Genomic DNA, 23806 nt, shown 5'->3' on the forward strand with positions numbered 1-23806 from the left:
AGTGGTGTTTTTAAAAGTTCAATTTCTCCGGCCTACCGGATTCTGGTTCACAAAATTACAATTTATAATGTTTCAACAACATTCTCTCATATACTTTATCAGGCAGGATACGTTTGAGACCGATGGAAAATTTTTGGAGTAACTCACCTACCTTGTAATGTCCCTTTGGTTTAGGGGTATTGATAATCTCGAAAATCGCTTTAGCCATCATTTGCGGATCTTTTCCTGAGTCCACATGCGCATTCATCAGCTTAAGGGTATTTCCGTAAGCTTCTTTATAGGGTGAATTTTCCTTCACCGGGGCGTGGTAACGTCCAGCAGCGATATTAGTGGCAAAATCCCCGGGAGCCACATTGGTCATTTCGATATTGAAGGCTTTCAATTCCATTCTGAAGGCCTCGGTAGTAAGTTCCAAAGCTCCTTTGGAAGCTGAATAAATTCCGCGATAAGGCAAGCCCATATAGCCGGCAATAGAGGTGATATTTATAATGAGACCTGAACCTTGTTTGCGCATAAAGGGCAAAACAGCTTTGATGACCTTTATAGGGCCAAAATAATTGGTTTCAAAAGCTTTCCTTATCTCCTGGTCGGGTGTTTCTTCGATAGGTCCGGTGATCCCTACTCCGGCATTATTGACAAGCACATCCAGTCTTCCTTCACTCTGGATCAATTCATCTATTGCTGAGTTAATCGTTTCGTCCCTGGTAACATCAAGGGCGAGCAATGGAAATTTACTATCGTTAATTTTTTCGGGGTTCCTGCTGGTACCATACACCTTGAAACCTTTTTCCAGTAGAAATTCGCCAATGGATTTTCCAATACCGGAAGAGGCCCCGGTTATCAATACTGTTTTTTGGGAAGAAGTATCTGTTTTCATACCCCGCAAAGATGCGATAAAATTAGGAGAATTCCAGATACAAAAAATGGCAAGCTCCCCACATCACACCGCTACGACCGCCTACCCTTGCTGCGTTCCCGCCCTGGGGGATTCAGCAGGAGCTGGTTGTGTGGGACTTGCCGGTGCAAATATACAATCTTTCCTGCTTCTGGCAAGTAATTTTTAATACGAAATAGTTAATTTAGCCAGAGAAAATTCAGCTTGGAATGATGAACAAATTTAAGTCTCTGTATCTGTTATTATTAGGTATTTCTCTTTTTTCCTGCGGGAGCAATTCCGGAAAAAAATCTTCTGATTTTAACCTAAAAATCGAGGAAAATAAAAAGGAATTTCAGCTTGGAGAAACCCTAAATCTTAGTATTGAAAACAAGAAAAAGCGAGAAATAGACTCTGTACTTTACTATTTCCAGCACCAAAAGATTAAACCAACTACCAACACAGAATTATCCTTCAGATTTGAGCATGTCAAACTAGGAAAGCATATTGTTGAGGCCGTGGTATTCTATGAAGGCAAAACAGATACGATAACCTCAGAGGTTAAGGTCTATAGTGATAAAGCCCCGGTTTCCTATACCTATGAAATCGTGAATGAATTCCCGCATGATAAGCAGGCCTACACCCAGGGACTGGAGTTTTTCAACGACACCTTGTATGAAAGTACGGGCCAGTACGGCTCTTCCAGCTTGCGAAAAACCAATTTTAAGACCGGGGAAATCCTGCAGAAAAAGCCCCTCTCAGATAAGTATTTCGGAGAAGGCCTTTCTATCCTTGAAGAGAAGATCTACCAGCTTACCTGGAATGAAGGCGAAGGCTTTATCTATAACCTGGAGAATTTTGAGCAAACGGGTAGTTTTAGTTATAATCAGAGTAAAGAAGGCTGGGGACTCTGCAATGATGGATCGCAATTCTATAAAAGCGATGGCACCGAAAAGATCTGGATCCTGGACGGGAAAACCCTGGCGGAAAAAGACTTCATCCAGGTGGTCACTCATAAAAGCATTGTCTCTCGGATGAATGAGCTCGAATGGGTCGAAGGAAAGATTTATGCCAACACTTATCAAAAAGATGGTGTGGCCATTATCAACCCAGAAAACGGGGCTATTGAAGGCCTGATCGACTTTCGGGGATTAAGGGATAAGGTCACCCAGCACGAGGAACTCGACGTGCTAAATGGCATAGCCTACAATCCAAATTCCGGCAAGCTATACGTTACGGGAAAGAACTGGGATAAACTATTTGAAGTGGAAATAAAAGAGAAATAATGGCCGCAAACCCTGAAATATTCGAGCAGAAAATAAAGGTGGAGCAATCGCATCTCGACCAACAGCAACATGTAAACAATGTGCAGTTCGTCCAATGGGTTCAGGATGTGGCTAAAGCGCACTGGGAAAGCCGTGCTCCCCAGGAATTTCAGCAGCAATACTTCTGGGTGGTGATTCGCCACGAGATCGACTACAAACAGCAGGCTTTTCTAAATGAGGAAATCCTATTACAAACCTATGTGGCTGAAACTTCCCATGTAAAATCCATTCGCCAGGTAATCATTAAAAATTCAAAGACCGGAAAGGTGCTTGTGGAGGCAAAAACCACCTGGGCCTTGATGGATAGAAATTCTGGAAAACCAGCCAAAATAGCGGAAGCCCTCAAAAAGATCTTTGAACAGTAAAGCTGCCTTAAAGAAGCAAAAAAAAGCTTTTCAAAAAATCCGGCGGCCTGCAAAGACCGGGAAATTTCAAAAAGCTTTTATAAGGCTTATGGCTATCTTAGTCCCATTTGAAAAGCGGACGACCTTTCATAAGTTCAAAAACTTCATTTTTAACTTTTTCAATACTCGCCTGGTCATTGATATTTGAGATCACGCGATCGATAAGATCTACGACCTTGGGCATATCTGCTTCGGTGAGCCCACGTGTGGTGACTGCAGCAGTACCCACTCTTATTCCGGAGGTGACAAAAGGTGATTTATCATCAAAGGGAACCATATTCTTATTCACAGTGATCTCAGCCTTTCCAAGGGCCTCTTCGGCTTCTTTTCCACTGACTCCTTTATTTCGCATATCGATAAGCATCATATGATTATCCGTCCCATCGGAAATTACCTTATAACCTTTTTCAACGAAAGCTGCGGCCATGCTAGCGGCGTTCTTTTTAACCTGGACCATATAATGCAAGAATTCATCGGTAAGCGCCTCTCCAAATGCTACTGCCTTAGCGGCGATGATATGTTCAAGCGGACCACCCTGGTTCCCGGGGAAGATGGCACTATTTAGAATGGCGGACATCTTTTTGGGTTTTCCATTTTTAAGGGTTTCTCCAAAAGGATTGTCAAAATCCTGGCCCATAAGAATAATACCTCCACGCGGGCCGCGAAGGGTTTTATGCGTAGTAGAGGTTACCACATGACAGTGAGGTAGCGGATCGCTTATAAGACCTTTGGCGATCAAACCAGCAGGGTGTGCGATATCGGCAAAAAGAATAGCCCCGACGCTGTCAGCGATCTCGCGAAAGCGCTTATAATCAATTTCCCTGGAATAGGCTGAGGCCCCAGCGATGATCATTTTTGGTTTTTCCTTTTTAGCGATGGCTTCCACCTGGTCGTAATCGATTTTCCCTGTTTCCTTATCGACACCATAAAAAACAGGCTGGTATAACTTTCCTGAAAAATTCACAGGGGAGCCATGGGTAAGATGTCCTCCGTGGGAAAGATCAAAACCAAGAAATTTATCGCCCGGCTTAAGACAGGAATGATACACTGCAGTATTGGCCTGGGATCCTGAATGAGGTTGTACATTGGCATAGGCTGCGCCAAAGAGTTCCTTCACCCGGTCTATAGCCAGTTGCTCTACCTTATCTACTACCTCACAACCGCCGTAATATCGTTTTCCAGGGTAACCTTCAGCATATTTATTGGTAAGTACAGAGCCGGCAGCTTCCATCACCTGCTCGCTTACAAAATTCTCACTGGCAATTAACTCCAACCCATTTAACTGACGCTCTTTTTCTTCTGCTATTAAATCAAAAAGTTCTGTGTCTCGTTGCATTTCAAATGTTTACGTTAAATATTCCTCAAAAGTAAGAAATACATTCGGTTAATAACAGGAAAATAATATATTTGGATGCATTAGATTTTAACAAAAAAACAAGAAATATATGCCTATTACTGCTAACGATCCTAAAAGAAAAACCTGGCTGGATACCCCTGCAGACACCGATTTTCCGATTCAAAACATCCCCTTCGGAGTATTTTTAACCCGGGATGATGTCATTACCATTGGAACCCGAATTGGCGATTACGCCATAGATCTGGGAGCACTGCACCAACTTGGTTATTTTGAAGGGATTCCGTTAACCGATGATATATTCCTCCAGGACACCTTAAACGATTTTATTTCAGATGGAAAAAAGACCTGGCGGCTTGTTCGAAACCGAATCGCAGAAATCTTTGATGCAGAAAATTCAAAATTAAGAGACCATAAAGAGCACCGCCAAACCGTACTCTTTACCCTGGATGAGATCGAAATGCAGATGCCGGTTCAGGTAGGGGATTATACCGATTTTTATTCCAGCAAAGAGCACGCAACCAATGTGGGGACCATGTTTCGTGATCCCGATAATGCTTTATTACCAAACTGGCTGCATATTCCCGTGGGTTACCACGGAAGAAGCTCATCGATCATTCCCAGTGGTATACCGGTGCACCGGCCACAAGGGCAAACCAAACCAAAGGATTCAGACAAACCGGTTTTTGGACCTTCCCAAAGGGTGGACTTCGAACTGGAAATGGCCTTTATCACCACCGATGCCAACGTACTTGGTGAACCCATTCCAATTGAAGAAGCAGAAGATTACATCTTTGGAATGGTGATTTTTAATGACTGGAGCGCAAGGGATATGCAAACCTGGGAATATGTTCCCCTTGGACCTTTTCTGGCCAAGAATTTCGCCTCCTCCATCTCGCCATGGATCGTCACTTTAGATGCATTGGATCCATTTAGAACAGAAAGTCCTGAACCGGAAATAGAGCCCCTTCCCTATTTAAAAAGCCAGGGAAAGAAAAGTTTTGACATTCACCTGGAAGTTTCCCTTCAGCCGGAAAACGGCCAGGAGAACCTTCTGGCACAATCCAATTTCAAGTATATGTACTGGAATATGAGCCAACAGCTGGCTCACCATACCGTGAACGGGTGCCCGGTAAATTCCGGTGATATGATGGCTTCCGGGACCATCTCAGGCCCTACTCCCGATTCCTATGGCTCCATGCTTGAACTAAGCTGGAAAGGGGAAAAACCAGTAAAATTAAATGATGGGAGCCAACGAAAATTCATTGAAGATAATGACACGGTTATTATGCGAGGATTCTGCAAAGGTCAGGATCGCCGCATCGGGTTTGGAGAAGTAAGAACCAAACTCCTGCCGGTCTTTCAGCCCAAAAAGAAATGATCAGATAAATAAAACGCTAAAAAAGCCCGGTTATCCCGGGCTTTTTTGTGTCCAATACTTTATTTTTTACCCTTATCCTTTTTCTGTTGTTTGAGATCCATAAACTCCTCTTTCTGCCGATCCTGGTCGGCTGCAATCTCATCAGCAGATTTTCGGGAGGCTTTCTTGTGCTTTTTATCTTTTTCCTTCTGAGAGAGGTCTCGGAATTCCTCCTTTTCCCTTTCCTTATCTTCCTTTTTTAACTGTTTCCAGTTTTCTTCCATTTTCCTGATATCTTCTTTCTTAGCCATTTCCTTAGATTTTTATAAAAAGATACAAAGCCACACGGGAATCCCAGAACAATTAATTCATTTTTAACAACATAAGCTTTTTTTAAAGGTATTCTGGAAGCTTTGCACCATCTATATCCTGGTGGGAACTATGATGACGGACCTCAGCTTCTTTGAGCAGGATCAGTTGAGGGCTTTCATGACGGACATTAAATCTATCTGCTATCTGGTTGGATAAAGGTCGATACTTTATCAGGTCCATAAAATAGAACTCCACATCCAGGCCTTCAGGCAAATCATTCTCAAATTTACGCAAGCTTACCCGACTTATTCCACAACGGGTGGAATATTTAAAAATCACCACAGGCCTATCAAATGAAGCCCTTTCCAACTCTTCAATATCCTGCGCTTCAGTGATATGCTTCCACGGGATTTTTTGGATTTCTTCCTTGACAATATCCCTTTCACTCTTAAACATTTTTTCAAATAATCCCATTGTTTTTCTTTTTTCTAATGCAATTTCTTAATAACTTTAATATCCCGCCAAATCTCAAAAATTTTTCCATAAAATTAAATTAAAATGACTTTTTGTCTGTATATTTCTAGTAATATCAGTCATTTTGTCTTAATTTTTCAGTGGTACAAGTATTGCTTTAATCCAGAAAAAAATCTTGACTATGAATTTCGATAAATTTACCATAAAATCGCAGGAGGCCATCCAGCAGGCTCAGCAGCTGGCCCAGGAAATGGGACATCAGCAAATTGAAAACGAACATTTATTTAAGGCCATCACCATGGTGGACGAAAATGTTACGCCTTTCTTACTGAAAAAACTGAATATCAATGTCAACCTTTTCAGTGATATTCTCCAAAAAACCCTGGATAGCTTTCCCAAAGTTAGCGGCGGTGATATCATGTTATCCCGAGAAGCAGGAAAAACGATCAATGAGGCTCCCATCATTGCCAAAAAAATGAATGATGAATATGTTTCCATTGAACACCTTATCCTCGCCATATTTAAATCTTCCAGCAAGGTAGCCCAGATTCTCAAAGACCAGGGGGCCACCGAGAAAAGTTTAAAAGCAGCCATTGAGGAATTGCGAAAAGGAGATCGGGTGACCTCTCAAAGCGCAGAGGAAACCTATAACGCCCTGAATAAATATGCGAAAAACCTCAATCAGATGGCCGAGGAAGGGAAACTGGACCCGGTAATCGGTCGTGACGAGGAAATACGCCGGATACTTCAAATCCTCTCCCGTCGTACCAAGAACAACCCCATGCTGGTTGGGGAGCCAGGTACTGGTAAAACTGCCATCGCTGAGGGGCTGGCCCACCGGATCATTGCGGGGGATGTCCCAGATAACCTTAAGGAAAAAGTGATCTACAACCTGGATATGGGTGCCCTTATCGCCGGGGCAAAATATAAAGGAGAATTTGAAGAAAGATTAAAGGCGGTAATAAAAGAAGTGACTTCCAGCGATGGGAATATTGTGCTGTTCATAGACGAGATTCACACCCTAGTAGGCGCGGGTGGTGGCCAGGGTGCCATGGATGCGGCAAATATATTAAAGCCGGCCCTTGCCCGTGGTGAATTAAGAGCTATAGGCGCTACTACCCTGGATGAGTACCAGAAGTACTTTGAAAAGGACAAAGCCCTGGAACGTCGTTTTCAGAAGGTCACTGTAGACGAACCCGATACCGAGAGTGCGGTTTCCATTTTGCGTGGTATAAAGGAAAAATATGAGACCCATCATAAAGTAAGGATTATGGATGAAGCCATAATTGCCGCTGTGGAGTTATCCCAGCGCTATATCACCAACCGGTTCTTGCCGGACAAGGCCATCGACCTTATGGATGAAGCAGCCTCCAAACTCCGCATGGAAATTAATTCCAAACCGGAAGAATTGGATGTACTGGATCGCAGGATCATGCAGCTTGAAATTGAAATTGAAGCGATTAAACGCGAAAAGGACGAAAATAAACTCAAGCTCCTGCGGGCTGAACTAGCTGAATTAAAAGAACAGCGCAATGAACTCAATGCGCGCTGGCAAAATGAAAAATCGGTCGTCGATAATATTCAGAATTTAAAATCGGATATTGAAGATTTCAAGCTGGAAGCCGAAAGAGCCGAACGAGACGGGGATTACGGAAAAGTAGCCGAAATACGTTATGGCAAAATCAAGGAAGCCCAGGAAAAACTGGAGAAACTTCAGCATGAAGTCGCTGAAAAACAAGAAGGCAAATCCCTGATCCAGGAGGAAGTAACCCAGGAAGATATTGCCGAGGTTGTCGCTAAATGGACGGGCATTCCGGTCACAAAAATGTTACAAAGCGATCGCGAAAAACTCCTTAAACTGGAAGAACACCTTCACAAGAGAGTGGTTGGCCAGGAGGAGGCCATCATCGCGGTAAGTGATGCCGTACGAAGAAGCCGCGCCGGGCTCCAGGATCAGAAAAGACCCATTGGCTCATTCCTATTTTTGGGAACAACCGGGGTTGGTAAAACCGAGCTTGCCAAAGCCCTGGCTGAATATCTTTTCGATGATGAAGCCTCGATGACCCGGATCGATATGAGTGAATACCAGGAGAGGCATGCGGTAAGTCGTCTTGTCGGAGCCCCTCCGGGATATGTCGGCTATGATGAAGGCGGTCAATTGACAGAGGCCGTACGCCGCAAACCTTATTCAGTAGTGCTTTTAGATGAGATCGAAAAAGCGCATCCGGATACTTTCAATATCTTACTACAGGTCCTCGATGAAGGTAGGTTAACCGATAACAAAGGCCGGCTGGCGGATTTCAAGAATACCATTATCATCATGACCTCCAATATGGGAAGTCATATCATCCAGGAGAAATTCGATACCATAAAGGATATGGATACTGCCATGGAGATGTCTAAGAATGAAGTTTTAGCACTTTTGAAACAAAGTATCCGGCCTGAGTTCTTGAACAGGATTGATGATATTGTAATGTTCAGCCCTCTTACTCAGAAGGACATCAACCAGATTGTTGCCCTTCAACTAAAAGGAGTCAGGAAAATGCTTTCTCAGCAGAACATAACCCTGGATGCCACCCCGGAGGCCATTAGTTATCTGGCCAATCGCGGATTCGATCCCCAATATGGTGCAAGACCGGTAAAACGGGTGATCCAAAGGGAAGTTTTAAATAAACTTTCAAAGGAAATTCTGGCGGGCAACATTCATACAGACAGTATTATTTTACTCGATGAATTTAATGACGAGATGGTTTTCAGGAACCAGGAAAATCTCGCAGAAAACAAACAATAATAAAAAGGGCCGCAAAAACGCGGCCCTTTCTTCTAAATAATCATCCAACTTTTATACAAAAATTACCATCGGTCAATCTCTTTTTTGAGCTCTTCTTTGTTTTTACCGGTTTTCTCCTGCATTCTTCCCAGCATTTCATCAAATTTACCTTCAGAATAAGTGGTATCATCATCGGTAAGATTCCCGTATTTCTGTTTGAATTCTCCACGAATCTGTTTCCACTTTCCTTCTAACTGATCATTATTCATAATATCTCGGTTTTAGTTATTAATACTAGGATAAATCTAAAGATTTCCTCGCCTTAAGTCTCTCAAAAAAGTCCTATTCTTATCTTAAGGATTTGTTATTTTTGGCCTTTGAAGAAGTTTCCATGAAAAAATTAAGCCTTGTCGCCCTATTGGGCATCCTCTTCTCCGGGTGTGCCACTACCAAAGACATCCAGGATAAAAATCTGAAAGTTTCCTACCTGGATGATTTTGTCCTTGCCCCAGGCCTGAAGGTGGATGGTTCCAGAGTTGGAGGCCTTTCCGGGGTGGATTTCTATGAAGGTGCGTATTATTTTGTGGCAGACCAAGCTTCAAACCCACGAATCTACAAGGTGGAGATTCCGCTGGTAAACCGAAGTATTGATACGGTGATGATCACCGAGCTAATCCAGCTCGACAAACAGGCCGGCTTTTTCAAAAAAAGCACTCCCGATCTGGAAGGGCTTCGAATTGATGAAGAAACTTCAGAAATAGTCATCAGTTCCGAGGGAGCTATACAAAACGGTAAAGACCCGGCACTGTTTCATATTTCCCTGCAAGGTGATTACTTGTTCCATTATGATTTACCGGAATATTTTAAGGCTTCTGGAAATCAAAAACCCAGAAACAATGGGGTTTTTGAAGGCTTGACAGAAAGTATTGACCAAAGCGGATACTGGGTAGCCATGGAGCTTCCTCTTGTAAAGGATGGTCCCAAACCCAAGATTTACCCCACAGAGTCCCCTGTACGAATCACCAAATTCAATAAAGCTTCCAAAAGTGCTGAAAGACAATTTGCCTATATGTTGGACGGAATCTCAAAATTCCCAATAAACTGGTTTGCTGTAAACGGGGTCACCGAAATATTAGCATATGACGAGGATAAATTCCTGGTCATGGAACGGTCCTATTCTGCCGGTTACGGAACGGGAGGGAACAGCATTAAAATCTTTGATGTTGATGCTTCCAAAGCCACTAACACCCTGCAGATGGAAGACCTTAGTAAAGACCAGTATATACCTGCCGAAAAAAATCTCGTTTTCGATTTCAAATCGATAAAGGGGTTCCTGGAGCAAGAGATCATCGATAATATTGAAGGCATGAGCTTCGGCCCGGTACTCCCTAACGGGAAGCAGTCACTACTACTGGTTTCCGACGATAATTTTAGCAGTTTTGGACCTCAGATTACTCAGATCATCCTTTTAGAAATAGAGTTTAAAAGGTAACCACTTCACCCCCAAGGCTTTTTTTGACAAATCTGTATGGCCTCAACTTTATCTCCTTCAATCACCAGAAAGTATTTCCAGGATAACCTTTGACCTTACCACCATTTTCAGGCCATTACACCTTAAGTCCACAGTTTAAAATTCTCACGGGAAAACACCCTTTATCGAAGAAAAAACCTAAGCATGAAAGAATTACAAGAAAACTACCTCATAGTTATCTTAAAAAAAATTTTATATTGGTCATCTTATTCTAAATAATTTAGAAAAAGTTACAGAACATCATAAATAATTTTCTTTATTCTTTTATTAATGCCTGTCCACATGTTTAAAATTTTCTTCCCTTTTTTATTCCTTTCCCTTATGCTGTCCAGTGCTAGTCTCTTTGCGCAAAAAGTAAATAGCGCATATCGGCTCCACATAAAAGAAACCACATCTGAGGTAAAAGTTGACGGAATAATGGATGACAAGGCCTGGTCCAAGGCAGATGTCGCTACTGATTTTTATATGATTCTGCCCACCGATACCAGTTATGCCGAGGTTCATACCGATGTAAGGATGGCCTATGACAGGGAAAATCTTTATCTTTTTGTGACTAATCATCACGGTGTTCCAGGTCCTTATATGGTGGAATCCCTAAGAAGAGATTTCTCCTTTACCAAAAACGATAACTTTCTCTTATTTATGGACCCCTTTGATGACCAAACCAATGGTTTTTCCTTTGGCGCAAATGCTGCCGGAGCGCAATGGGATGGCCTTATGTATGACGGTGGATCTGTGGACCTGAGCTGGGACAACAAATGGATCTCCGCTGTGAAAAATTATGAGGACAAATGGACCTTTGAAGCCGCTATACCCTTTAAAAGCATCCGATATAAAAAAGGAATTAAAGAGTGGGGCATTAATTTCGGCCGGAATGACCTGAAGACCACTGAAAAATCAAGCTGGGCTCCCGTGCCACGCCAGTTTCCCTCAGCCTCCCTGGCCTATACAGGTACCCTGGTCTGGGATAAGGCCCCACCTTCCACGGGATCCAATATTTCATTGATCCCTTATGTCCTGGCAGGAGGAAGTAAGGATTTTAATAGCCAGGATGGGCTAAACAAACGAAGTGAAGTTGGTTTGGATGCCAAAATCGGGCTGGGCTCCTCCTTAAACCTGGATCTGACGATAAATCCGGATTTTTCCCAGGTAGAGGTAGATCGGCAGGTCACCAACCTGGATCGATTTGAGCTATTCTTTCCCGAACGCAGACAGTTTTTCCTGGAAAATGCAGATATAGTGGCTGGTTTCGGTTATGAAAATATCAGGCCCTTCTTCTCACGGCGTATAGGCCTTAACGCACCGATTGATTTTGGGGCCCGCCTTAGCGGGAACATCGGCGAGGACTGGAGAATTAATGCCATGAGCATGCAAACTGGAAAGGTAAATGATATCGGGCTTCCAGCCCAGAACTTCAGCGTTATAGGTGTTCAAAAACGCGTGTTCTCCCGTTCCAATATCAGGGCCATTTTTGTAAATAAAGAATTGTTAAACTATACCCCCGATCCCTCATCAGATCAGCCGCCCTACAACCAATACAACAGAAACCTGGGACTGGAATACAATCTTGCTTCCGCCAATAATGTCTGGACCGGGAAAGCCATGGTCTTAAAGTCCTTTAGCCCGGATGAATCGCAACAAAATTTCATTCATGCCGCCAATTTGCAGTATAAAAGCGGGAACCTGAATTTTAACTGGCGACATGAGTATATTTCGGAAAATTACCAGGCTGAAGTAGGTTATATTCCCCGCACTGGGTATTACAAGCTCAATCCTAGTATTGGATACCTATTTTTTGAAAAGAACAAATATATCCTAAACCATGGTCCACAGTTAAGTACTTCCATATTCTTTGATAAGGACTGGGAGAAAACCGAAAACCTGACCTTGTTGGAGTATATCCTTCGTTTTCATAGCCAAAGCGTCTTACGCTTTTGGGCAGGCCACGATTATGTGGAGCTGCAGCAGCCCTTTGATCCTACTAATTTTAGTGGCATCGAACTGGCCGCTGGCACCCAGCATCAATGGTATCGTTGGGGCGCTGAATTTAATTCCAAACCTCAGAGCCTTTTCACCTATGCCTTATCCTACAGTTCAGGAGGGTATTATGCCGATGGCGCGATGACCAATTATGCTGCGGAAATGGGATATAGGTTTCAGCCCTATGTGGGCATTTCTCTTAACGCGACCTATAACGATCTGGAACTTCCGGAGCAATGGGGAGATACTAAATTTTGGTTGGTAGGACCGCGCCTGGATGTTACTCTGACCAATAAGGTATTTTTTACAGCCTTTGCCCAATATAATGAGCAAATGGACAATCTTAATTTAAATGGTCGTTTTCAATGGCGCTTCAGCCCTGCATCAGATCTATTCCTGGTGTATACCGATAATTATATCCCTTATCCGGTTCAGGTACAAAACAGGGCGCTGTTACTAAAACTCACCTATTGGTGGAATTTATAACCATACCGGGGCATCGGCGAGCCAATCTTTTTCTATGAAGAATTTTCTTGTAGGAAAAATAATTGATAATATTGATGGGAGGAAATAGGTGCTGAATTTAAAATCATGCTAATGAAACACATCCTCCTGCTTTTACTGTTACTACTATCGGGATGCCAATTTAAAAAGGAAGATGCTTCCCAGCAGAGAAAAGCCTCCCAGGTGACTACTTATTATTTTATACGTCACGCTGAAAAAGATACGCTCAATCCCCAAAATGATGACCCCGAGTTAACCCAGGCCGGAAGAGCGAGAGCCAGGCAGTGGGCCGAGGTTTTTAAAGCAGTCGATTTTGATCTTATCTTCAGTTCCAACTACCAGCGTACCCTGAACACCGCCAGACCCATAGCAGAATCTCAGGATAAAAAAATTGAATTTTTTAATACCGAGAAACTCAACGATAAGGATTTTCAGCAGAAAACCAAAGGAAAAACTGTGCTGGTGGTTGGCCACAGCAATCTGAATCCTGAATTTGTAAATTACATCATCGGACAGAACAAATATGAGGACATCGACGAGATGGAGTACGGGAGTCTTTTCATCGTGGTGATTCACCCCGAGGGAACGCGCACTTCAGAAGTGCTTTATTTCAATTAAAGCTTGACCTCTATATTTTCATTCTCTATAATGGAGAGCAATTCCAGTTCACGGGCTTCATACTTATCATCCAGCTCTTCAAGAGGAATGTCCAGGTCGTCTGCCTTGTAATTCTCGTAATCCACGAACCTGATCCCACCAACGGTTTGTGGGTTATAGGCTTTACGAAACCGAACGCCACCATCATTAATCTTAAAACTGTAAGCCATATAGTCAATAGTGAACTCATCAGTATCAATCCAGTACAGGTATACATCTTCATGGTCGGTTACTCCTTCTGCATCTTCAAAGGTCACTTGTAACTCGTAATACTCATTATCCATTATACTGTCTTTCCCGAGGAGTTTTTTATTTACGGCAGCATCGTTTAGCCCATAGGGTAGCTGCACGAAATAATGCACGGAATTCACCGAATTGCTATAGACGGTTTTCATGGAATCGCTCAGGCTTATCGCAGAATCCTTATGATACCTGGTAAAACCCTCGTTATTGATCACATCATGATATGTTGTGCCGGTAGAATCAGTGATAAAGCGTTCCAACTGGAATTTCCCATTCTTGCGGGTGCTTTTATATTCGGTTTCTCTGAATTTAAAGCTTATCTCAGCATTATTATATTTATCTCCCCCGGCTTTTTCGATGGTTTTATCGATAATTTGCTGGGCCGTTAAGTCTTTATTCTGATCACAAGAGAAGATCAGGGCGCTCACCGCCATTAAAAGGATGATTTTTTTCATGGTAAACGATATATGAGTCAAAGGTAATTAATGTCCCTTGATTTTTAATATAAAAAAATCTTTGAGAAATGGTAGCAGGTATAATTTACAATTCCCTTATACTGAATTCTAAAATAAGCTTCCTATTTTTGCTTAAGTATGAAGAAGAAGACCAACACGATCAATATAAAGAACCGAAAGGCGAAATTCGAATATGATTTCCTCGATAAATACGTGGCCGGAATTAAACTGGCCGGTACCGAGATAAAAGCAATTCGCCAGGGGAAAGCCTCTATCGCAGAAAGTTTTTGTGAATTTCAGAACCATGAACTTTTTGTGATCAATATGCATGTCGAAGAATATTCGCACGCTACCTATTTCAACCATAATCCCAAGAGCGAACGAAAGCTTTTACTGCAACGCAGGGAGCTACGGAAACTGGAAAAGGAAGTGAAAAATACGGGACTGACCATCATTCCTTTAAGGCTTTTCATCAATGACCGGGGCCTGGCCAAGATAGAGATTGCCCTGGCTAAAGGGAAAAAACTATATGATAAGCGGGAAACTATAAAAGATCGGGAAAACAAACGAAAACTAGCCAGAATCAAAAAGGAATATTCCTAATTCCAAAAAAGCTGAAAATTAAATTTTCAGCTTTTTTTTGATCTATTGAAGGCCGGAAGCTTTATTCCTCTTCGCTTTTGTCGGAGGCTTCCTCAGCATCGACAAATTCTGTATATCCATTTTTGATAAGCAGGTTATACCATTGATAAATCTTTTTCATATCACTGGCATACACACGATCTACATCATAGTCAGGGAGGATTTCAGCGAAATATTTTTCCATTTCCGCTTTAGAGGATTTAGGGCTAATGGTCTCTGCACCATCCTCTTTTTCTTTGATTTTTTCCAAAATTTCCGCCAGTGGTACCTCTTCGGTATAGGTATAAATGGCAATTTCACTTAACAAGCTCACATTATGTCGAATATTTACCGCCATCTTTTTTCCTTCAGGAATACTCTTTACAATAAAACCACCACGACTTTGGGCCGTAAGTTCATATAATCCTGGTTTTCCTGAAATCGCTAATATTTTCTCTAATCCCATAGTATGTTTTTCGAATTTGGCTGGCAAATATCACCTGCCTAATTATATTATCAAAGTCTTTACCTCCCTTTTTTCATTTCGGGAAACCGCATCTTATAATCAATTTTGATCTTACCTTTGGAGATATTGGCAAGTTTACCTTTTAAAAGCCGCTTCTTTAGGCTGGAGAGCTTATCGGTAAAAAGGATTCCTTCAATATGATCATATTCATGCTGGATCACCCTGGCAGCCAACCCAGAATAGGTTTCACGGTGGCTGTTGAAGTGTTCATCCTGGTACGCTATAGTGATCACCGGTTTTCTAAATACATCTTCCCGAATTTCAGGAATACTTAGACATCCTTCGTTAAAAGCCCACTGATCCCCTTCTTCCTCTTCAATTTTGGGATTGATAAAAACCTTTTTAAGGTTCTTGAGCTCTTCCCGCTCTTGCTCCGGCAAATCCTGGTCTTCAGCAAAAGGACTCGGATCGATCATAAAAAGTCGTATGGGCACTCCGACCTGTGGAGCGGCAAGACCTACCCCATAAGCATTATACATGGTTTCCCACATATTATCTATCAACTCCTTTAGCTTGGGATAATCTTCAGATATCGCTTTGCATTTTTTTCTTAAAACCGGATCTCCGTAGGCAACTATTGGTAAAATCATGCTATTTATTGAATAATTTAATTTTTAATTATGGATGGACTTCTAAAGAAAAACGATCAATTATATAAATAAGTTTGCAAAATAATCGTAGCACTAATTTCATCGATCATCGCCTTATCTCTGCGCTTCTTTTTCTTAAGTCCGCTATCTATCATGGTCTGGAAAGCCATCTTTGAGGTAAAAGCCTCATCAACCCTTTTCACCGGCATTGAAGGAAACTTTTCAGAAAACTTTTTTAAAAATTCCTGAATATAGGTTTCGCTCTCAGAAGCCGAACCGTCCTTTTGTTTTGGCTCTCCAACAAGGACCAGCTCTACATTCTCCTCCCTGAAATATTGTTCCAAAAAGGGCATTAGTTCCTTGGTTGAGACAGTGGTAAGCCCCGATGCGATGATCTGGAGCTCATCGGTTATCGCTATCCCAGTGCGTTTGGTTCCATAATCTATAGCCAAAATACGTGCCATTCCTCAATTTTGCGCAAAGGTAATGTTTATAATCCATTGCTGCCAAAATTTAGTCTGAAGCCCTTATATTTGCTTAAAATTTAAAGAATATGGAACAATTACAAGCGAAGATAAACGCAGCCTGGGAAAATCGAGAGCTGCTTAAAGATAAGGACACCACCGATGCGATAAGGGAAGTGATAAACCTCCTGGATGAAGGAAAACTTCGAACTGCAGAACCTACAGACAAGGGCTGGCAGGTAAATGAATGGGTTAAAAAAGCGGTGGTACTCTATTTCCCGATTCAAAAAATGGAAACCCTGGAAGCCGGGATTTTTGAATATCACGACAAAATGCCACTAAAGAGAGGTTATAAGGAAAAAGGAATCCGCGTAGTACCTAATGCAGTGGCACGTCACGGTGCATACATTTCTCAAGGGGTGATCATGATGCCTAGCTATGTCAATATCGGGGCATACGTGGATCAGGGCACCATGGTAGATACCTGGGCCACGGTAGGAAGCTGTGCTCAGATTGGGAAGAATGTTCACCTTAGCGGTGGTGTGGGCATCGGGGGTGTACTCGAGCCACTCCAGGCTTCGCCTGTAATTATTGAAGATAATGCATTTCTGGGCTCCAGGAGCATTGTGGTAGAAGGGGTTAAAGTCGAAAAGGAAGCAGTACTCGGTGCCAATGTGGTTCTAACGGCCTCTACCAAGATCATCGATGTCACCGGGGAAGAACCCAGGGAGATGAAAGGAATAGTTCCTGCACGATCTGTGGTGATACCAGGAAGTTATACCAAGGAGTTCCCGGCAGGACAATACAATGTGCCCTGCGCCCTGATTATCGGTAAACGCAAGGAAAGCACCAACAAAAAAACCTCTCTCAATGATGCGCTCAGGGAGTATGATGTAGCGGTTTAAGCAACAAATGAAAATACTGATAATACAGCAAAAAATGATTGGGGATGTCCTTACATCCTCAATCTTATTTGAGGCACTCCGGAAAAAATATCCAAAAGCCCAGCTGCATTATTTGGTATATCCGCATACCATAAAGGTTATAGAAAACAACCCGTTTATTGACCGCATCATCACCTATTCCCCGGAGGAAGATGGAAAGCCATTAGCCTTTCTGAATTTTTTAAGGCGTATCAGAAGGGAAAAATACGATATCGTGATCGATGTCTATTCCAAGATTGGTTCCGGGCTCATAAGCAAAGCATCGGGAGCTCCAAAACGTATTTCCTATCACAAATGGTATACGGCTCATTTTTACTCTTCCACTGTAAACCAGGGTAATGCCCCACAAACCAGGGCCGGGCTGGCTGTAGAGAACAGAATGCGGCTCCTCCAGGCACTAGACAAGGATTTTCCGGCACAAATCAAACCCAAGATCTACCTAAGGGAAGCGGAAAAAACCAGGGCTAAGGACCGGCTTTTAAAAGCGGGAATAACACCAGAGAAAACTCTGGTAATGGTAGGGATTCTTGGCAGTTCAGAAGAGAAAACCTACCCTCCACAATATATGGCCAAACTCCTCGATGAACTTGTCAAAAATACCAATGCTGAAATTCTTTTCAATTATATCCCCCGGCAGAAGGAGCAGGTAGAAACTTTATTTAAATTATGCAACCCGCGTACACAAAACAGAATTCATCTTGAAGTTTTCGGAAATAATCTTAGAGAATTCCTGGCCCTTACCGCACACTGTGACGCTTTGATAGGTAATGAAGGAGGCGCAATCAATATGGCAAAAGCTCTTGATATCCCAAGCTTTGCAATTTACTCCCCACAAATTAACAAAGAAGCCTGGGCCATTTACGAGGATAAAAGCAACCAAAGCGTTCATTTAAAATCCTTTAAACCGGAACTTTTTTCAGATAAAAAAGCAAGTCCGGCGCTTTACCAGGATTTCACTCCTGATCTTATTTCCCCCGTGCTCCTACACTATTTAAAAGGCATAAAACTTGCTTAGAAACAGGCTACAGATCAGCCATAAAACAATTCAATGAATCCATTTCGGAAATTCACCCTCGGTATACTTAAGAAATTTAAATTTCTGCCAGCACCAAGCTTCATGAAGTTTTACTATGAATATTATACCGGCAACAAATTAAACCTGGATAACCCCCGGGATTTCAATGAAAAGATTCAGTGGCTCAAGGTCTACTACCACCCACCTATTCTCAGTACATTAGTAGACAAGTATGCCGTAAGGGAATACGTAGAGGAAAAACTGGGCCCGGGTTACCTCAATGAACTCTATGGGGTTTATAACAGCGAAAAGGAAGTGGATTTTGATAAACTCCCCAATCGGTTTGTGCTCAAGGCTGCTCACGGTTATAATTTCAATTTGATCGTGAGAAGCAAAAAGGCACTCAATGTTTTTAAAACCCGGTTAACACTTAAAAAATGGATGAGTAGGAACCAGTATTATCGCGGGGGTAAGGAATGGGCTTATAAACATGCACCAGCCCGGATTATTGCTGAAAGATACCTCGAGGAGATCGACCAGCAGACAGCAAGTGATTATAAGTTCTTTTGCTTTAATGGTCAACCAAAATATGTGGCGGTCATGGCAGAAATCAAAGGAGTGGTTTACCGGTGCAATTATGATCTTAACTGGAACAAACTACCTTTCTACAGGGATAAGGTTCCTTATTTTAAAGGGGAAATAAAACGACCTGAAAATTTCGATCAAATGATAGAGGTAGCCACAAAACTAGCTGATAAATTTCCTTTTGTTCGCGTGGATCTCTATGACATTAATGGAAAGATCCTCTTTGGGGAACTCACCTTCTATCCCGCTGACGGGAGATGGCCCTATCTGCCAGCGCACTACAATAAAATCATAGGGGATTACATGAAACTTCCCGATATCCCAGAAGGTCAAAATGAGATCACCAAAATTTAAGCCTCGGGCTGTTTTTCAATTCCAAACGGGGTAAAGGCCTTTTCCTGCTCCCGGGTTTCTTTTCTTATCTGTTTATTAAAAGCTATGGATTCGGGGGTTTTGTAACCCCTGGGATGATCCAAATGCACACAAACTGCCGAGTAGCGAATCTGCTTGGACTTAATCCCATGATTGCTTAGACGTTCTCCCAGTTCCCTGTCCTGTCCGCCATATTGCATTCTCTCATCAAAACCATTTACTGCAAGTATATCTTTTTTCCAGCCGCTAGCATTATGCCCGTTCCAGGTGGCTGAAGTAGGGGTTAAATTATTTAATACAAATGCGCTTTTGCGCCCAGCAGAGAGTTTCATGTTTTTGATCGACGATTTTAACCCGTATTGTTTCAGGCAGGCTTTATCAAAACATTTCTGAGAAATTATATCTTCTGTAGAGATCCTTTTGGAAATATCCATAGGCAGTTTAAAATAGCCTCCCGACAGAAAGAAACCCTCTTCTCTGTATTTTAAATGAGTACTTACAAAATCCTTTCGAGGAATACAGTCCCCATCACTCATCAGGATATAGTCAGCATTGCTGGCCACAATGGCCTTATTGAGAATCTTTGATTTTTGAAAACCATTATCCTCATGCCATACATGGATGACCGCAACGGGGCTTTCTTTCTGAAATTCCTCCAGAAAATGCCTGGTTTCCTGCGAGGAGCCATCATCGGCAATTACAAGTTCAAATTCAGCAGTATCCTGGATGCGATAGCCCGTCAGGGTTTTCCTGAGCCATTCAACAGCATTATACGTACTTATTATTACAGAGATTTTTGGTTTTTTCATAAGGGGATCACTTTAGAACTATAAGCCCAATTTTTTTTTAAGGGCTTTCTTCCTTCTGAATCTATGCTGAAACTGATTGGTAAAGAACCACATTTTCTCAAAAACCTCATTCTCAGTTTTATCGATCAGTAAGGCATATTCATTAGCCATTATACGAATCATCTCCTTATTAGGGGTAAGACGAGAGAAATTCATCATTCGGCGGGTAAAATTCATTTTTCCGAAATTCATTCGGTTTAGATCAACAAGATAGAATTGGTAATCGTCCTCCTTCAATTTTATGAGGGTATTTCCTGGCGAATGGTCCAGAAACTCCACCTCATTTTCGTGTAGTCGAAAAGTAAAACGGGTAAAGGCCCTTAATATTTTTTCATGCCCTTCTAAATTGAGGTCGATTTCCCTGAAAGTAAGGTCTGCATCCAAGTGCTCGCTAATATAATAGCTATGTAGAAACTGGAAGGCCGTTGTTTCTTCGGCATAAGCTATAGGCTTTGGAGTTCCAATACCTTTTTCCAGAAGATAGTGAGCAAATATGAAGGATCGTTCTGCCTTGGATTTTCTAAAAAAACGATATGCTATCCGGTTGATCGAATTGGGGATACGAAAGGCCTTTATACTGATTTTAAGATCATCAATCAGAAAGGTTTTTATGCTATTCCGGCCCGAATACATGACTTCTCCTTCGGAATTAAAATTTCGAATACACTCAAGGATATTTTCTCTATGTAAGTTATATGCCTCGGTCCAGGTGATTTTCATATTGCAAATTTAGAATAACCCGTGGAACTGAGAATTGTTCCTTTAAATTAAATTATCTTTACACCCAATTTTTTGAATTTTTAGCATGGTTAAAAGACCAAGAATTTTTCTAGAATCTCATCATTTAAACAATACTTATACCGGCTTCGGTCAGTTTAATTACTGGCTTATAAAAAAACTTTCTGAAAGAAATACAAGTTTTGAACTTGTAGTAAACTGTGGAAAGCGGTCTATGCTAAAGGACATTAATGAGGTATCTTTTAACCGGTATTATCCCTTTACGAGGTATAAAAAATTCAGGTCTCGCAAAAAGTTTGATCTCTGGCATTCCTTGAATCAGAATACCCGAATTGAGCCTTACCACAAGCAAGATTACTTACTCACTATCCACGATGTGATTTTAATGGAACAGCAAGAGGCTTCAAAGGTTCAGGGTTTTAAAAGATTGCTGGAATCAAAAATTAAAAGGGCTAACGCAATCTCTTATATTTCGGATTATGCCAAAAAGACCACCAATAAATATTTCGAAATACCTCAGGGAGTAATTCAAAGGGTAATTTATAACGGGAATCCCGTTACGGCCTTAGAATCCTTTGATGTGATGCCAGAGGGTCCACAAACTAAACGGCCTTATCTTTTTAGTATTGGGCAGTTTATGGAAAGAAAAAACTTTCATGTGCTGGTGGCTTTAATGACTAAATTAAAAGATTATAACCTTATTATAGCCGGTAATAAAGATAAAAAGTATGGTGATTATGTAGCGCAACTAATCGAAAATTACCGATTAAAAGACAGGATTTTTCTACTGGGAAAGATCTCAGAAAAAGAAAAGCATAGTTATTTGCAGCACTGTAGTGCCTTTGTTTTTCCTTCGCTTTTTGAAGGTTTTGGTTTGCCTCCAATTGAAGCTATGGCTTATGGCAAACCGGTGTTTTTGGCCAATAAGACCTCCTTACCTGAAATTGGTGGAGATGTGGCTTTTTATTGGGAGAATTTTGATCCTGACTATATGGCTCAAAAATTTGAAGAGGGCATGCATCTTTTTGAGGTGAACCAGGAGGAATATTCTGAAAAATTAAAAAACAGAGCAGCAAGCTTTAATTGGGATCATACTGCAGACCAGTATCTTCAGCTCTATTCCGATATTTTAAGAAATTCTTAATCCAGAATTCAAATAAATGAATATTCTCCATGTTTCGGCAGTCAATTCCTGGGGCGGCGGCGAAAAGCAAATTGAGTTACTATCTCGAGCTATGGAGAAATCCTATCCCCAGGCTCGTAACCTAATTCTTTGTGCCCGGGGAGATTTATTTCACCAGCGTCTGAAAAAAACAAATTTAGCATTTCTTACTGCTCCCCTCGCCTTTAAAGTAGATCCCAGGTTTATTTGGAAATTAATCGATACCTGCAAACGAGAAAAAACAGACTTAATCCATCTGCACGACCCCACGGCCCTCAGCCTGGCCGTAATGGCTGATCATTTTTGGAGCCTACCTCCCTTTGTGTTCAGCAAAAAGACAAGTTTCCCCATAAAACAACGAAAGACGAGTCTTTATAAATACAATTATCCCAAGATCAAAAAAATTTTTTGTGTCTCTGAGGCCACCAGGAGTATTTGCGCTAAAAGCATCCGGCAGCCGGCTAAAGTCTTAACCCTTTATCACGGGATTGACCTTGGCCATCAACAATCGGCTACGGGCGAACTCGATATCAGACAGCGCTATAAAATTCCTGAAGGTAAGAAGATAATAGGGAATATTGCTAATCATATTAGAGCCAAAGACCTTCATACCCTGATAAAAACAGCCAATCGACTCATCAATATTGAAGGTAGAGACGACTTTCATTTCGTGCAGATTGGAAACTTCGCCAGGCAAGGCACGCCATTATTAAAACGTGCTGTACAACAATATGGGTTAGAAGATCATTTCAGCTTCCTTGGGTTCCGGGAAAATGCCTCAGCCCTTATTCCCCAATTCGACTTCTCGGTCATGACCTCTCAAAGCGAAGGCCTTCCGCAGTTTATCTATGAATCATTTTATCATAGAATCCCGGTAATCAGCACTGCGGTGGGCGGAGTCCCGGAAATCATACAACATCGATCCAACGGTTTACTGGCCCCGGCCCATGATGATAAAAAATTATGTGAAAACATCTTATTTTTAGCCTCTAATGAAGAATTGATCACGAAATTTGCAAGGATTTCCTATAGGAAATTAATAACGCGTCATACTTCTGATTTAATGGCGGAAAAAACCTTTACTGAATATAAAAAAATACTCAATGAGCGATTTTAAAACCGAAATGCAAAATTGTCTGGAAACCCTTAAACGCGGAGGACTCATCCTCTATCCGACCGATACGGTCTGGGGAATAGGCTGCGATGCCACTAATGCCGATGCGGTTGACAAAGTGTATGCTTTGAAGAGGCGTCATGAAAGCCAGGCCTTAATTTGCCTTGTCTCTGACTATAAAATGCTCAACCAGTTTGTGGAAGAAGTACCCGAGGTAGCCTATGACATCCTCAAATATGCCAACAAGCCCACAACCATCATCTATGATGATCCTATCAGGGTTGCCGAGAACCTGGTCGCGGATGACAATTCGCTGGCTATTAGGGTTTCCAAGGATAAATTCAGCAACGAATTGGTTAAAAGATTCCGAAAACCAATTGTTTCCACCTCAGCCAATATCAGTGGCGAAAAAACGCCACAATCCTTTGCTCAAATTAGCCCGGATATTTTAAAAGGTGTGGACTATGTAGTAAATTTGCAACGCTCAAAAAAGTCTGGAAAACCATCTGCTATCATCAAATTAACAAACGATGGGAAGGTAACAGTCATTAGAAAATAGGTTAAAAATTATAAAGGTATTCAAA

25 protein-coding genes and 1 other RNA gene are annotated in these 23806 nt (G+C 41.8%); 14 read left to right on the plus strand and 12 right to left on the minus strand.

The features are described 5' to 3' along the window. Positions 1 to 55: 55 nt before the first annotated feature. Both ACW6NC_RS07370 and ffs read right to left on the minus strand, forming a co-directional pair. Entirely contained in the window at positions 56 to 877 is an 822-nt protein-coding gene (locus tag ACW6NC_RS07370; RefSeq protein ID WP_457864844.1) for an SDR family oxidoreductase, read from the minus strand. Between the two features lie 44 nt (positions 878 to 921). Further along, positions 922 to 1020: signal recognition particle sRNA small type (gene ffs, locus ACW6NC_RS07375), an RNA gene on the minus strand. Between the two features lie 84 nt (positions 1021 to 1104). Here ffs and ACW6NC_RS07380 point away from each other — a divergent pair. Further along, positions 1105 to 2160 (plus strand): glutaminyl-peptide cyclotransferase, encoded by a 1056-nt coding sequence (locus ACW6NC_RS07380; RefSeq protein ID WP_457864846.1) that lies wholly within the window; start codon positions 1105 to 1107, stop codon positions 2158 to 2160. Continuing rightward, positions 2160 to 2564: an acyl-CoA thioesterase gene (locus ACW6NC_RS07385; RefSeq protein ID WP_457864849.1), complete on the plus strand. Its 405-nt coding sequence runs from the start codon at positions 2160 to 2162 to the stop codon at positions 2562 to 2564. The genes ACW6NC_RS07380 and ACW6NC_RS07385 overlap by 1 nt, the downstream gene beginning before the upstream one ends. Before the next feature lie 97 nt (positions 2565 to 2661). Here the strand turns inward: ACW6NC_RS07385 and glyA are convergent, their stop codons facing one another. Further along, positions 2662 to 3939 carry a serine hydroxymethyltransferase gene (gene glyA / locus ACW6NC_RS07390; protein WP_457864851.1) on the minus strand — a complete coding sequence of 426 codons (1278 nt, stop codon included), beginning with the start codon at positions 3937 to 3939 and terminating at the stop codon, positions 2662 to 2664. Between the two features lie 109 nt (positions 3940 to 4048). Here glyA and fahA point away from each other — a divergent pair, with 109 nt between their 5' ends. After that, positions 4049 to 5338, plus strand: coding sequence for a fumarylacetoacetase (gene fahA, locus ACW6NC_RS07395; RefSeq protein ID WP_457864853.1), 1290 nt, complete (start codon positions 4049 to 4051; stop codon positions 5336 to 5338). A 59-nt stretch (positions 5339 to 5397) separates the two neighbouring features. On the opposite strand, the gene ACW6NC_RS07400 is transcribed toward fahA, so the two are convergent. Together ACW6NC_RS07400 and ytxJ are read right to left on the minus strand one after the other, a co-directional pair. Next, positions 5398 to 5628: a hypothetical protein gene (locus ACW6NC_RS07400; RefSeq protein WP_457864855.1), complete on the minus strand. Its 231-nt coding sequence runs from the start codon at positions 5626 to 5628 to the stop codon at positions 5398 to 5400. An 82-nt stretch (positions 5629 to 5710) separates the two neighbouring features. Then, the gene (gene ytxJ / locus ACW6NC_RS07405) at positions 5711 to 6103 is read right to left on the minus strand and encodes a bacillithiol system redox-active protein YtxJ (RefSeq protein ID WP_457864857.1); all 393 of its coding nucleotides are present in this window, start codon (positions 6101 to 6103) and stop codon (positions 5711 to 5713) included. 181 nt (positions 6104 to 6284) lie between these two features. On the opposite strand from ytxJ, the gene clpB reads away from it, so the two are divergent. Next, positions 6285 to 8894, plus strand: coding sequence for an ATP-dependent chaperone ClpB (clpB, locus tag ACW6NC_RS07410; RefSeq protein ID WP_457864859.1), 2610 nt, complete (start codon positions 6285 to 6287; stop codon positions 8892 to 8894). A gap of 62 nt (positions 8895 to 8956) precedes the next feature. Here the strand turns inward: clpB and ACW6NC_RS07415 are convergent, their stop codons facing one another. Beyond that, positions 8957 to 9142 (minus strand): CsbD family protein, encoded by a 186-nt coding sequence (locus ACW6NC_RS07415; RefSeq protein WP_457864861.1) that lies wholly within the window; start codon positions 9140 to 9142, stop codon positions 8957 to 8959. 122 nt (positions 9143 to 9264) lie between these two features. Between ACW6NC_RS07415 and ACW6NC_RS07420 the strand changes: the two genes are divergently transcribed. The 3 genes from ACW6NC_RS07420 to ACW6NC_RS07430 all read left to right on the plus strand — a co-directional run bounded on the left by ACW6NC_RS07420 (position 9265) and on the right by ACW6NC_RS07430 (position 13506). Continuing rightward, positions 9265 to 10365, plus strand: coding sequence for an esterase-like activity of phytase family protein (locus ACW6NC_RS07420; RefSeq protein ID WP_457864863.1), 1101 nt, complete (start codon positions 9265 to 9267; stop codon positions 10363 to 10365). 321 nt (positions 10366 to 10686) lie between these two features. Further along, positions 10687 to 12870 carry a DUF5916 domain-containing protein gene (locus ACW6NC_RS07425; protein ID WP_457864865.1) on the plus strand — a complete coding sequence of 728 codons (2184 nt, stop codon included), beginning with the start codon at positions 10687 to 10689 and terminating at the stop codon, positions 12868 to 12870. Between the two features lie 111 nt (positions 12871 to 12981). Next, positions 12982 to 13506, plus strand: coding sequence for a SixA phosphatase family protein (locus ACW6NC_RS07430; RefSeq protein ID WP_457864867.1), 525 nt, complete (start codon positions 12982 to 12984; stop codon positions 13504 to 13506). On the opposite strand, the gene ACW6NC_RS07435 is transcribed toward ACW6NC_RS07430, so the two are convergent. Beyond that, a complete protein-coding gene (locus ACW6NC_RS07435) occupies positions 13503 to 14243 on the minus strand; it encodes a DUF6503 family protein (protein WP_457864869.1) in 741 nt (246 codons plus the stop codon). The genes ACW6NC_RS07430 and ACW6NC_RS07435 overlap by 4 nt on opposite strands. Positions 14244 to 14381: 138 nt before the next feature. Between ACW6NC_RS07435 and smpB the strand changes: the two genes are divergently transcribed. Then, positions 14382 to 14846 (plus strand): SsrA-binding protein SmpB, encoded by a 465-nt coding sequence (gene smpB / locus ACW6NC_RS07440; protein ID WP_457864871.1) that lies wholly within the window; start codon positions 14382 to 14384, stop codon positions 14844 to 14846. Positions 14847 to 14907: 61 nt separating this feature from the next. On the opposite strand, the gene ACW6NC_RS07445 is transcribed toward smpB, so the two are convergent. The 3 genes from ACW6NC_RS07445 to ruvX are packed head-to-tail and all read right to left on the minus strand — an operon-like array spanning position 14908 to position 16444. Then, positions 14908 to 15330 carry a DUF5606 family protein gene (locus ACW6NC_RS07445; RefSeq protein WP_457864873.1) on the minus strand — a complete coding sequence of 141 codons (423 nt, stop codon included), beginning with the start codon at positions 15328 to 15330 and terminating at the stop codon, positions 14908 to 14910. Positions 15331 to 15389: 59 nt separating this feature from the next. Further along, positions 15390 to 15980, minus strand: coding sequence for a peptide deformylase (gene def, locus ACW6NC_RS07450; RefSeq protein WP_457864875.1), 591 nt, complete (start codon positions 15978 to 15980; stop codon positions 15390 to 15392). Between the two features lie 56 nt (positions 15981 to 16036). Continuing rightward, entirely contained in the window at positions 16037 to 16444 is a 408-nt protein-coding gene (gene ruvX / locus ACW6NC_RS07455) for a Holliday junction resolvase RuvX (protein WP_457864877.1), read from the minus strand. Between the two features lie 89 nt (positions 16445 to 16533). Here ruvX and ACW6NC_RS07460 point away from each other — a divergent pair, with 89 nt between their 5' ends. The 3 genes from ACW6NC_RS07460 to ACW6NC_RS07470 all read left to right on the plus strand — a co-directional run bounded on the left by ACW6NC_RS07460 (position 16534) and on the right by ACW6NC_RS07470 (position 19342). Continuing rightward, positions 16534 to 17349 (plus strand): 2,3,4,5-tetrahydropyridine-2,6-dicarboxylate N-succinyltransferase, encoded by an 816-nt coding sequence (locus tag ACW6NC_RS07460; protein WP_457864879.1) that lies wholly within the window; start codon positions 16534 to 16536, stop codon positions 17347 to 17349. 7 nt (positions 17350 to 17356) lie between these two features. After that, a complete protein-coding gene (locus ACW6NC_RS07465; RefSeq protein ID WP_457864881.1) occupies positions 17357 to 18403 on the plus strand; it encodes a glycosyltransferase family 9 protein in 1047 nt (348 codons plus the stop codon). Positions 18404 to 18505: 102 nt separating this feature from the next. Then, the gene (locus ACW6NC_RS07470; RefSeq protein WP_457864883.1) at positions 18506 to 19342 is read left to right on the plus strand and encodes an ATP-grasp fold amidoligase family protein; all 837 of its coding nucleotides are present in this window, start codon (positions 18506 to 18508) and stop codon (positions 19340 to 19342) included. On the opposite strand, the gene ACW6NC_RS07475 is transcribed toward ACW6NC_RS07470, so the two are convergent. Then, positions 19339 to 20169, minus strand: a complete 831-nt coding sequence (locus ACW6NC_RS07475; RefSeq protein WP_457864885.1) for a glycosyltransferase family 2 protein — start codon at positions 20167 to 20169, stop codon at positions 19339 to 19341. The genes ACW6NC_RS07470 and ACW6NC_RS07475 overlap by 4 nt on opposite strands. Positions 20170 to 20187: 18 nt before the next feature. Beyond that, positions 20188 to 20928, minus strand: coding sequence for a lipopolysaccharide kinase InaA family protein (locus tag ACW6NC_RS07480; RefSeq protein WP_457864887.1), 741 nt, complete (start codon positions 20926 to 20928; stop codon positions 20188 to 20190). Positions 20929 to 21013: 85 nt separating this feature from the next. Between ACW6NC_RS07480 and ACW6NC_RS07485 the strand changes: the two genes are divergently transcribed. The 3 genes from ACW6NC_RS07485 to ACW6NC_RS07495 are packed head-to-tail and all read left to right on the plus strand — an operon-like array spanning position 21014 to position 23781. After that, positions 21014 to 22090 carry a glycosyltransferase family 4 protein gene (locus tag ACW6NC_RS07485; RefSeq protein ID WP_457864889.1) on the plus strand — a complete coding sequence of 359 codons (1077 nt, stop codon included), beginning with the start codon at positions 21014 to 21016 and terminating at the stop codon, positions 22088 to 22090. A 16-nt stretch (positions 22091 to 22106) separates the two neighbouring features. Beyond that, entirely contained in the window at positions 22107 to 23225 is a 1119-nt protein-coding gene (locus ACW6NC_RS07490) for a glycosyltransferase family 4 protein (RefSeq protein ID WP_457864891.1), read from the plus strand. Then, complete coding sequence (locus ACW6NC_RS07495; protein ID WP_457864893.1) at positions 23212 to 23781, plus strand: L-threonylcarbamoyladenylate synthase; 570 nt, start codon at positions 23212 to 23214, stop codon at positions 23779 to 23781. The genes ACW6NC_RS07490 and ACW6NC_RS07495 overlap by 14 nt, the downstream gene beginning before the upstream one ends. The last annotated feature ends 25 nt before the right edge of the window (positions 23782 to 23806 follow it).

It is taken from the genome of Salegentibacter profundi (assembly GCF_054121475.1).

Excerpts from the sequence above, each read along its gene's own strand:
- ACW6NC_RS07480 (WP_457864887.1), bottom strand. The coding sequence starts at position 20,928 with ATGAAAATCACCTGGACCGAGGCATATAACTTACATAGAGAAAATATC.
- ACW6NC_RS07420 (WP_457864863.1), top strand. The coding sequence starts at position 9,265 with ATGAAAAAATTAAGCCTTGTCGCCCTATTGGGCATCCTCTTCTCCGGG.
- ACW6NC_RS07495 (WP_457864893.1), top strand. The coding sequence starts at position 23,212 with ATGAGCGATTTTAAAACCGAAATGCAAAATTGTCTGGAAACCCTTAAA.
- def (WP_457864875.1), bottom strand. The coding sequence starts at position 15,980 with ATGATTTTACCAATAGTTGCCTACGGAGATCCGGTTTTAAGAAAAAAA.
- ytxJ (WP_457864857.1), bottom strand. The coding sequence starts at position 6,103 with ATGGGATTATTTGAAAAAATGTTTAAGAGTGAAAGGGATATTGTCAAG.
- glyA (WP_457864851.1), bottom strand. The coding sequence starts at position 3,939 with ATGCAACGAGACACAGAACTTTTTGATTTAATAGCAGAAGAAAAAGAG.
- ACW6NC_RS07435 (WP_457864869.1), bottom strand. The coding sequence starts at position 14,243 with ATGAAAAAAATCATCCTTTTAATGGCGGTGAGCGCCCTGATCTTCTCT.
- ACW6NC_RS07490 (WP_457864891.1), top strand. The coding sequence starts at position 22,107 with ATGAATATTCTCCATGTTTCGGCAGTCAATTCCTGGGGCGGCGGCGAA.
- ruvX (WP_457864877.1), bottom strand. The coding sequence starts at position 16,444 with ATGGCACGTATTTTGGCTATAGATTATGGAACCAAACGCACTGGGATA.
- ACW6NC_RS07415 (WP_457864861.1), bottom strand. The coding sequence starts at position 9,142 with ATGAATAATGATCAGTTAGAAGGAAAGTGGAAACAGATTCGTGGAGAA.
- ACW6NC_RS07485 (WP_457864889.1), top strand. The coding sequence starts at position 21,014 with ATGGTTAAAAGACCAAGAATTTTTCTAGAATCTCATCATTTAAACAAT.
- ACW6NC_RS07370 (WP_457864844.1), bottom strand. The coding sequence starts at position 877 with ATGAAAACAGATACTTCTTCCCAAAAAACAGTATTGATAACCGGGGCC.
- clpB (WP_457864859.1), top strand. The coding sequence starts at position 6,285 with ATGAATTTCGATAAATTTACCATAAAATCGCAGGAGGCCATCCAGCAG.
- ACW6NC_RS07425 (WP_457864865.1), top strand. The coding sequence starts at position 10,687 with ATGTTTAAAATTTTCTTCCCTTTTTTATTCCTTTCCCTTATGCTGTCC.
- ACW6NC_RS07465 (WP_457864881.1), top strand. The coding sequence starts at position 17,357 with ATGAAAATACTGATAATACAGCAAAAAATGATTGGGGATGTCCTTACA.
- ACW6NC_RS07445 (WP_457864873.1), bottom strand. The coding sequence starts at position 15,330 with ATGGGATTAGAGAAAATATTAGCGATTTCAGGAAAACCAGGATTATAT.
- ACW6NC_RS07380 (WP_457864846.1), top strand. The coding sequence starts at position 1,105 with ATGATGAACAAATTTAAGTCTCTGTATCTGTTATTATTAGGTATTTCT.
- ACW6NC_RS07430 (WP_457864867.1), top strand. The coding sequence starts at position 12,982 with ATGAAACACATCCTCCTGCTTTTACTGTTACTACTATCGGGATGCCAA.
- fahA (WP_457864853.1), top strand. The coding sequence starts at position 4,049 with ATGCCTATTACTGCTAACGATCCTAAAAGAAAAACCTGGCTGGATACC.
- ACW6NC_RS07475 (WP_457864885.1), bottom strand. The coding sequence starts at position 20,169 with ATGAAAAAACCAAAAATCTCTGTAATAATAAGTACGTATAATGCTGTT.
- smpB (WP_457864871.1), top strand. The coding sequence starts at position 14,382 with ATGAAGAAGAAGACCAACACGATCAATATAAAGAACCGAAAGGCGAAA.
- ACW6NC_RS07385 (WP_457864849.1), top strand. The coding sequence starts at position 2,160 with ATGGCCGCAAACCCTGAAATATTCGAGCAGAAAATAAAGGTGGAGCAA.
- ACW6NC_RS07400 (WP_457864855.1), bottom strand. The coding sequence starts at position 5,628 with ATGGCTAAGAAAGAAGATATCAGGAAAATGGAAGAAAACTGGAAACAG.
- ACW6NC_RS07460 (WP_457864879.1), top strand. The coding sequence starts at position 16,534 with ATGGAACAATTACAAGCGAAGATAAACGCAGCCTGGGAAAATCGAGAG.
- ACW6NC_RS07470 (WP_457864883.1), top strand. The coding sequence starts at position 18,506 with ATGAAGTTTTACTATGAATATTATACCGGCAACAAATTAAACCTGGAT.